Genomic DNA, 6448 nt, shown 5'->3' on the forward strand with positions numbered 1-6448 from the left:
GCCCGAGGCTCAGAGCTCGACGCCGGCCAGGACCATCACCCGTTCGACCGTCAGATCCGCCATCGCGGCGCCGACGCCCTCCCGCCCCAGGCCCGAGCCCTTCACGCCGCCGTAGGGCATCTGGTCGGCGCGGTAGGACGGCACGTCACCGATGATCACGCCGCCGACCTCCAGCGCGCGGTGGGCCCGGAAGGCCGTCCCGAGATCGCGGGTGAACACGCCGGCCTGCAGGCCATAGGAGCTGTCGTTGACGCGGGCCAGGCCATCGTCCAGGCCGTCGACGGGCTCGAGCACCAGCACCGGCCCGAACACCTCCTCGCTGGCCACCGTCGCGTCGCGCGGCACGCCGGTCAGCACGGTCGGCGCGAAGGCCGTGCCCTCCGACCCGCCGCCGCAGAGCACGGTCGCACCGCGGGCCACCGCCTCCCGCACCCAGGCCCCCACCCGCGCCGCGGCGGCGCCGTCGATCAGGGGCCCGACGTCGGTCGCCGGGTCGGTGGGGTCCCCTCCGCGCAGCTCGAGGACGGCGGCGACGATCTCCTCCCGGGCCCGGCCGTAGAGCGTCCGGTCGACGAACACCCGCTGCACGGCGATGCACGACTGGCCGGCCTGGTAGTTCGAGAACAGCGCGATCCGCCGCGCGGCATGGCGCAGGTCCGCCGGGTCGGAGTAGTCCGCGGCGACCAGCACCGCCGCGTTCCCGCCGAGCTCGAGGACGACGTGCTTGCGCGGGACGGCGTCCCGGATCGACCAGCCGACCCGGGCCGATCCGGTGAAGGACACGACCGGCAGCCGCGGGTCGGCGACCAGGGCGGGCATCTGGTCGTCGGTGACGGGCAGGACCGACCAGGCGCCCTCCGGCAGGTCGGTGCCGGCGAGCAGCTCACCGAGCAGCAGCGCGGACAGCGGGGTGCGCGGCGCAGGCTTGACGATGATCGGCGCGCCGGCGGCGATCGCCGGCGCCACCTTGTGCGCGACGAGGTGCAGCGGAAAGCTGAACGGCGCGATCCCCAGCACCGGGCCGATGGGGAAGCGCCGGGTCAGCGCGATACGTCCCTCACCGGTCGGATCGGTGTCGAGCCGGTCCACCTCGCCGGCGAACCGCCGGGCCTCCTCCGCACCCCAGCGGAAGGTCGACGAGGCCCGCGCGACCTCCGCCCGCGCCCAGGTGATCGGCTTGCCGGACTCGCTGGTGATCAGGTTGGCGATCTCGTCGCCGCGCCGCGCGATCTCACGGGAGATGCTGGTCAGCGCGCCCGCGCGGACATGGGCGGGCAGGGCGGCGCAGGCTCGGGCGGCGGCTGCCGCGGCGGCCAGCGCGTCCTCGATGTCGGGGGCCTCCGGCCGGGCGACGGTCGCGACGAGCCGCCCGTCGTAGGGGCTGCGGACCTCGAACGTCGCGGTGGAGCGACGGCGACGCCCGGCGACCCAGAAGCCGGTGACCGACAGGCCCCCGCCACCGCCGCCACGGCCGCTGCCGCCACCGGCACCGCCGGCACCGCCAGCACCGCCGCCGCCCGCACCGCCGCTGCGGCCCCGTCCGGCGCGCCGCGAGCCTGGCCCGATGGCGGACGGGCCGACGATCCACGGCCCGCGCACGGCGCCACGGGCCCCATCACCGGGCCCGGGACGCCCCGGATACCCGGAACCGCCGTCCTCGATCACACCGACCACCATCTCCTCGCCGAAACGGACAGGCGTCTCGCGTCGGCCGCCACGGATTTCCCACCCGTCGAAATCCACAGGACAACAAGTAACCACGACGGAACTATCACGACTCATCCGGTCCCCGGAACGGGCCACGCAGGCTCTCCAGCACCGCGACGCACACCCCCGAAGCGGGGGGCACTTACACTCGGCGTCCGTTCGCCTGCAGTGTGCAATCTACGGGTTGCGGACAGTGCCGTTGATCGGGAGGAGCCCTTGCGCGGAACCGACGGCGCCTCCCGCCCCCCCGACAGYGCCGCCCCCCGACAGCGCCCGCGCCCGCGCCGGCGCCCCGCCGAGGCCCACCACCGCGGRCTGGTCCTGCTCAGCGAAGGGCCGGACCTGCTCGACACGGTCTTCTCCGACATCGCCGAGGAGTCAGAACCCTCCTGAGCGGGCATCAAACGTCCACCAGCCGCGCAGGGAGGCGGAGGATGCCTGTGGACCCCGATCTGACGGACAGCACCACCGGTCACCGCATGACCGGATCGCGCCGGAGCCCCCGGTGACCGCCCCGCCGGTCTGCCCGGCCTGCCTGGGCCCGCTCGACCCACCGGACGTCTGGAGTGACCGGTGGCGCTGCGGCCGGCACGGTGACGTCGAACCGTTCCACGAAGCCCAGTCCTCCCGCGAGGCGCTGCTCCGCTCGCTGGGGCGGACCAGCCAGGTGCCGGTGTGGCTGCCCTCGCCGATGCCGGTGCACTGGTTCGCGAGCGGTGTCGGCTGGGCCGGCGACGACCGCTCCGGCGCCCACGCGACCGCGCTCTCGACGAGTGGGCCGTCGCCGGTGGGTGGGCCCGCCGAGATGGTTCTGGTGGCCGAGGCCCCCCGGATCGGGCTGGGTGCGCGCCTCGCCGGCCTGTCGGGATCCGACCCGGCACGCCTGGACGCGGCGCCCGAGGCGAAGGTGGAGGCCGCGGGGCATCCGACGGCGCTCTGGCCGGTCACGACGCCACCCGACCGCGCGGCCTTCGTCGGTGAGGCGCTCGGGGTCTGGCTGTGGTGCGTCCTCTGGCCGGCCGACGCGGCGCTGCTGCTGCTCGAACAGCTGGTCATCGAGGACATGCGCGACGACGCGACCCTCGTCGACCGTCTGCTCTTCGGCGCCCCGGGCTCGCACCTCTCGTCGCTGTAGCGCCGAAACGGTTTCACCACGCCTTTTGGTATGCATTTCGGACGTCTCCGCGGCACCGCTCGCGGGAACGCTCCGCAGATGTTCTTCCACGGCGCAGTGGAACGGCCTGGCAGACCGTCCGTGCGCGTTAGACTCCCTCCCGCCCACTCGTTCGCCGAGCCAGAGCCGGGAGCTGGAGTGACTCTTCTACGCGAACCATCCGGCCCTGCCACCGAGCATCCGCGGGATCAGCACGTCCGGCAGCGCGTCAACATTCTCGGGTACCTCCGCACCACCTCGCACAAGGACATCGCCGTCATGTACGCGGTGGCATCCTTCGCGTTCTTCGTCATCGGCGGGATCCTGGCGATGATGATGCGGGCCGAGCTGGCCCGGCCCGGCCTGCAGTACTTCTCGAACGAGCAGTACAACCAGCTCTTCACGATGCATGGCACGCTGATGCTGCTGATGTTCGCGACGCCGCTGGCCTTCGCGTTCGCGAACTTCCTCATCCCGCTGCAGATCGGCTCGCCGGACGTCGCCTTCCCCCGGCTGAACGCGATGTCCTTCTGGTTCTTCCTGTTCGGGTCGCTCACCGTGATGGCCGGCTTCCTCACCCCGGACGGCGCGGCCGCCTTCGGCTGGTTCGCCTACGCCCCGCTGAACAGCATCTCGTACAGCCCCGGCATCGGGGCGGACCTGTGGATCCTGGGCCTCACGGTATCCGGGCTGGGCACGATCCTCGGCGGCGTCAACATGGCCACGACGATCATGGTCCTGCGGGCGCCGGGCATGACGATGTTCCGCCTGCCGATCTTCTGCTGGACCTTCCTGGTCACGTCGATCCTGGTACTTGTGGCCTTCCCGGTGCTCGCCGGCGCCCTGCTCGCACTGGCGGCGGACCGTCGCTTCGGTGCCCACGTCTACGACGCCCAGAACGGCGGGGCGATCCTGTGGCAGCACCTGTTCTGGTTCTTCGGGCATCCCGAGGTCTACATCATCGCCCTGCCGTTCTTCGGCATCATCAGCGAGATCATCCCGGTCTTCTCCCGAAAGCCCATCTTCGGCTACAAGGGCCTGATCTTCGCCACGATCGCCATCGGCGTCCTGTCCGTCGTGGTCTGGGCACATCACATGTTCGTCACCGGCGCGGTGCTGCTGCCGTTCTTCGCCATCATGTCCTTCCTCATCGCCGTTCCGACCGGAATCAAGTTCTTCAACTGGATCGGGACGATGTGGCGCGGAAACCTGAGCTTCGAGACTCCCATGCTGTTCTGCATCGGATTTCTCGTCACCTTCCTGCTCGGCGGCCTGACCGGCGTCCTGCTCGCCAGCCCGCCCATCGACTTCCACGTCAGCGACAGCTACTTCGTGGTCGCCCACTTCCACTACGTCGTGTTCGGAACGGTCGTCTTCGCTGCTTTCGCCGGCACCTACTTCTGGTTCCCGAAGGTCACCGGCCGACTGATGGACGACCGGCTCGGGAAGATCCATTTCTGGACGGTCTTCTTCGGCTTCCACCTGACCTTCCTCGTGCAGCACTACCTGGGGATGCAGGGGATGCCGCGGCGGTTCGCCGACTACGGCCCGAACGACGGGTTCACCGACTGGAACACCCTGTCGACGGCGGGCAGCTTCCTGCTCGGCGTCTCGACACTGCCGTTCATGTACAACGTGTGGCACTCGTACCGGCGCGGCCGGCTCGCGATCGTCGACGACCCCTGGGGGTACGGCAACTCACTGGAATGGGCCACCTCGTGCCCGCCGCCCCGGCACAACTTCCACAAGCTGCCGCGCATCCGCTCGGAACGCCCGGCCTTCGACCTGCACTACCCGGAGGTCGCCGGCGCGGCCGACTATCACGCCACCCCCGAGCTGCGCTGACCTAGCCGAAGGCCGGCCTTCAGGAACGCGGCGGCACCAGCAGGCGCAGCGCCCCCGGCCGGATGACGATCTCGGCCGGGAGGTCCGCGACCGGGTCACCGTCCGCGTAGACCTGGAAGGGCCGGTCGGCCTGCACCACCAGCCGCTGGGCGCGGCGGACCTGGACGTAGGGCACCTCGACGTGGCGCCCGGAGAAGATCCGGGGGAACAGCCGCAGGAAGGTGAGCCGCCCCGCCTTCGCGATCAGCACGATCTCCAGTTGGCCGTCGGCGATGTCAGCGGCCGGCGCGAACTTCATCCCGCCGCCGTAGTAGGGGCCGTTGGCCGCCCCGACCGTCCAGCCGACGTGCTCGAACGGTGTGCCGCCGTCGACGGAGACGGTGAACCGGGCCGGCTTCCAGGCCAGCAGCGCCCGCAGCACCGCGTAGGTGTAGACACTCTGGCCGGACAGCCGGGTCGTCCGGTTCGCGATCACCTGGACGTCGGAGTCGAAGCCGAGGCTGGCGATACCCACGAAGGGCACACCGTTCGCCTCGGGCAGGTCGACCCGGCGCTCCACCGCGGCGGCGAGCGCGGCGGCGGCGACCGCCGGATCCCGCGGGATACCCAGCCCACGCGCGAAGTCGTTACCCCGCCCACCGGGCAGGATGGCGAGCACACCCCCCGCCCGGGCCACCGCACCAGCCACCCGTCCGACCAGCCCGTCCCCGCCCAGCGCCACCGTCACCCGTCCCTCGGCGACCGCCGCTCGCGTCAGCTCGTCGGCATGCTCAAGGCTCTTCGTGGTCTCGACGGTGACGTCATCGGCCCAGCGCTCCAACGCGGCCCGCACGTCGCCAAGAACCTTGGCCGCCCGGCCGCCGCCCGCCTTCGGGTTGACCACCACGGTCAGCCGGCGCCGGTCAACCGCGGCATCCACTGGCGCCTGTGCCATCTCGGGAACGCCATCCACGCCGGCCATTCGCCCTCCACCCGCGCCGCCACTGCCGATCACGGCACAGCCTACGGCCAACCCCGCCGGGCTCCCGGTTCCGGGGCGCTGGCTACGCGACGGCTTCGTGGTCCTGGAGGAGTACGAACAGGGATTCGCCGAGGTTGAGCCGGCCGCCGTCACGGGTGGTGACGGCGGCCGGTGCGACGTGCCCGGTTGTGTCGGCGAGCGCGGCGGTGGGCCGTTCCCCGGGGGTCACCGGTGGTGCGGGCAGGAGGGTCCGGCCGTCGGGGAGCAGCGCGATGATCGTTCCGTTGCTGGTTCTGCGGAGCACGATGCCTTCCTCGTGGAGGTGGCGGTGGTGGGTGCCGCAGACGAGGGTGAGGTTGTCGAGGTCGGTGCGGCCGCCTTCGGCCCAGCCGGTGAGGTGGTGGATGTTCAGCCATCGGGTGTGGGCACAGCCCGGGTACTGACAGGTGCCGTGGTCACGGGCGTGCACGGCGGCCTGGAGACGGCGGGTGGGGAACCGGTGTCGCCGGCCGAGGCGGAGCGGGTTGCCGTGCGGGTCGGTGAGCAGTGCCTGCACCAGACCGTCGCAGCCGAGGCGTTGCAGGACGGCCGGGGGAAGCGTCGCCGGCGTGGCGGTACCGGTCACGGTGGTGCCTGACCGCAGGTCGGTGGGGCGCAGGTGCAGGACGAGAGAATGCGCGGGCCGGAGGAGCCCGGGTGCGCCGTGGTGCAGGAAGCTTTCGGCAAGCGCGACGAGACCGTCGGCGTCACGCTGACACCCCGGCCCCGATCTCTCTTCCGGT

The 6448-nt window shown here is 71.7% G+C and carries 5 protein-coding genes; 2 read left to right on the forward strand and 3 right to left on the reverse strand.

Annotated elements, in window-relative coordinates; translation table 11 throughout:
* Positions 1–9 precede the first annotated feature (9 nt).
* Positions 10–1674 carry an aldehyde dehydrogenase family protein gene (locus CcI49_RS32640; protein WP_241840369.1) on the reverse strand — a complete coding sequence of 555 codons (1665 nt, stop codon included), beginning with the start codon at positions 1672–1674 and terminating at the stop codon, positions 10–12.
* A gap of 538 nt (positions 1675–2212) precedes the next feature.
* Here CcI49_RS32640 and CcI49_RS32645 point away from each other — a divergent pair.
* Positions 2213–2842 carry a DUF6758 family protein gene (locus CcI49_RS32645; protein WP_054565177.1) on the forward strand — a complete coding sequence of 210 codons (630 nt, stop codon included), beginning with the start codon at positions 2213–2215 and terminating at the stop codon, positions 2840–2842.
* A 177-nt stretch (positions 2843–3019) separates the two neighbouring features.
* A complete protein-coding gene (ctaD, locus tag CcI49_RS32650) occupies positions 3020–4705 on the forward strand; it encodes a cytochrome c oxidase subunit I (protein WP_054565178.1) in 1686 nt (561 codons plus the stop codon).
* A gap of 19 nt (positions 4706–4724) precedes the next feature.
* On the opposite strand, the gene CcI49_RS32655 is transcribed toward ctaD, so the two are convergent.
* Both CcI49_RS32655 and CcI49_RS32660 read right to left on the reverse strand, forming a co-directional pair.
* Positions 4725–5666, reverse strand: coding sequence for a diacylglycerol kinase family protein (locus CcI49_RS32655; RefSeq protein ID WP_076833080.1), 942 nt, complete (start codon positions 5664–5666; stop codon positions 4725–4727).
* 82 nt (positions 5667–5748) lie between these two features.
* A partial coding sequence (locus tag CcI49_RS32660; protein ID WP_131831263.1) for an HNH endonuclease signature motif containing protein occupies positions 5749–6448 on the reverse strand: 700 nt, incomplete at its 5' end.

The organism is Frankia sp. CcI49, assembly GCF_001983215.1.
GTDB classification, from domain to species: Bacteria; Actinomycetota; Actinomycetes; order Frankiales; family Frankiaceae; genus Parafrankia; species Parafrankia irregularis.